This window comes from Paenibacillus sp. P4_A7 (genome assembly GCF_056402455.1).
The window spans coordinates 1-2,371 of sequence record NZ_JBFUHJ010000638.1; the positions used below are offsets into that span (position 1 = coordinate 1).

Consider the following 2,371-nt stretch of genomic DNA (forward strand, 5'->3'; position numbering starts at 1 on the left):
AACCTGAGTTATCAGGTTTTTTTTAATAGTTATGTGGGTACATTCTTGTCAGTAGACAATCTAGTTACACATTATATGATTAGCTAACCTAGAAAAGCGATTGAACGTTTTACTTTCTTAGCAAATTCAATAGGATTATCAATCGACTCCCAGTGAATATACATAAGACGCGGGTTCTCGAACAGCCAGTGATTATGGACTGCTGTTACTTTAATCCCGTTTTTGCGAAGATTGGTCAACAAGCGATTTACTTGGTTTTGGAAGAGAGCCGTTTCCCCCAAACAGAGTGCGCGACCCGACTTATCCAAAGATTCAAACGAGAACAGTTGATAACGGACTAAAGGAGATGTTGTACGTCTTCTTAAAATAGCAGCATTTACAATCCTATTTCTAGTAACAAAACAAACAGGGCCTTTTGTAATTTCATGCTCGGTACCACCTAAAATGGTTGAAAATCGATCACATAGTTTTCTAAAGGCAGGACTTACTGGCACTTGTTTCACGATATGAAAACATCCTTTCATAATAAAATACGAACAACACTCAACGGCAATTATCCCAAGAATGCAATGGAATCCTTGGTTCTTTTCGCAAATACGACAGGATTCATGATGGCTTCCCAGTGCATATACATTAATCGAGGATTTTCTTTTAACCAGTGATTATGAATCGCAGTCACTTTGATCCCGCGTTTACGAAGGTTCGTTATTAAACGGTTTACCTGATTTTGATGAACGGCAGTCTCACCCAAGCATAATGCACGACCTGAACAATCTAGCGATTCAAACGAGAACATTTGCATTTGAACCAGAGGGGAGCGCGTTCTTCTTCCTAAGATCGTTTCTCTTAAATTCGTCATTCGTGTAACAAAACAAACTGGACCTGCTTCAATTTCCGATTCACCTCCTAAGATTTTGCCGAATTGCATACATAGTTTTCTAAATTGCGGACTTACTTTCACTTTTTGTGCCATATAAATCCTCCTTTAATCATGTTCTACATAGCGTATGATCAAAGTAGGATAGAGAATTGGACCACTAACTATTGTTTCAAAAATGTACGAATTCCATAGACCAGAAAACACGAAAAAAAGCACTCTGAACATAGAGTGCCTTTACGAAAACTGAATGTAAGAGATTTCAGTTATTCTTCGATATTTTCGAATTTCTCTCGAATCTTCCTCCGTTGTTTCCTTTTATCTATCACTATGATTTGTTTAGCGATCGTATATCCGATTAGATAGGCTGCCGCTGAAGTATTTCCATCCACAGTAAATGGGATAATTGAAGCATCCGCAACAATTAAATCTTTTACTCCGTGAACATTTCCACGCCGATCAACGACCCCTCCATTTGTTAATGGGGCCATTCGAAGTGAGCTTTGTTGGTGATGATTGTGCTCAAAATTTTCTTTAATAAATTGCTCCAGTTCGGCATCATTATCAATCGTTTCAGAAGATGGTGAAATGAGCCGATATTTGGGATCAATGGACATAAGCTCAGCAGCTATATTCTTTACATAGATCTTATAAATGTTTTTCACGGCTTCCAAATCATTCGGATTATCTAGAAATCCTTCATCTGCGAGTACAATTTTAAGCGGGTCTTTGTTTTGGATTCTGATGGAACCGCGACTCTTCGGACGCAAGTAAATCAAACCTAACGTTAACGTATCGCCTTCAGAACCGATACCCAGAATTTGAACCGCTCGACGCTTGCTGTTAATTTCTAGAGGGTCAGGCAGGAAAGCCCCGCCGGTATAAAGGGCATTTGGATCATTTGAAGGTAAAGGTCTGTCGCTCGGATTCGATTGAAATACAGCAAAGTTAAGTGTGTGGTTTCTTAAGCTTTTCCCCACGTTTGGATTATTAAAGTTGCAGCGAATACCAGATTCTTTAAGTATTTTCGCAGATCCTATTCCGGATAGCATTAAGAGCTGAGCGCTGTTAATACCTGCTGCAATAATGACCTTTTTCTTTGCGTGTGCGATTATGCGCTCACCATTTTTTAGAAATTCCACTCCGCGGGCGCGCTTATTAGAAAAAAACACCCGTAAAGCGGTCGAATCAGAAAATAATCTTAATTTGCGACCATTTACTCCCCGACCATTCAACGCTAAGACATCTGAAGACAAAAATGCAGTGGAGGAACTTTCCCTCCTCCCATTCGGTTTCTGATATAATTGCCATCGCGTAAAGGGGCCAATTGTGGTTTTCGGGTTATTATAATCGAGAATTTCAGGGAAGCCGGTAGCTCGCTCGATTGCAGTTACTAATTTTTTTGCCATGGATGTCGGTTTTACAGGAGCCTGACGAATGTCAATGCGCCCACGATACCCGCGTGCAGAGGCATTATTTGTTTTTCCATTATAT

General features: G+C 39.9%; 3 protein-coding genes. All 3 read right to left on the reverse strand.

Annotated features, from left to right (window positions below; all coding sequences use genetic code 11):
• Window positions 1–83: 83 nt before the first annotated feature.
• Window positions 84–524, reverse strand: coding sequence for a DUF1259 domain-containing protein (locus AC1DWN_RS32265; protein WP_477562928.1), 441 nt, complete (start codon window positions 522–524; stop codon window positions 84–86).
• Window positions 525–553: 29 nt separating this feature from the next.
• Window positions 554–973 carry a DUF1259 domain-containing protein gene (locus AC1DWN_RS32270; RefSeq protein ID WP_477562929.1) on the reverse strand — a complete coding sequence of 140 codons (420 nt, stop codon included), beginning with the start codon at window positions 971–973 and terminating at the stop codon, window positions 554–556.
• A gap of 170 nt (window positions 974–1,143) precedes the next feature.
• On the reverse strand, window positions 1,144–2,371 hold a 1,228-nt coding region (locus AC1DWN_RS32275; protein ID WP_477562930.1), incomplete at its 5' end, for a GMC oxidoreductase.

Coding starts and splice junctions, on each gene's coding strand:
- AC1DWN_RS32265 (WP_477562928.1), bottom strand. CDS start 524: ATGAAAGGATGTTTTCATATCGTGAAACAAGTGCCAGTAAGTCCTGCC.
- AC1DWN_RS32270 (WP_477562929.1), bottom strand. CDS start 973: ATGGCACAAAAAGTGAAAGTAAGTCCGCAATTTAGAAAACTATGTATG.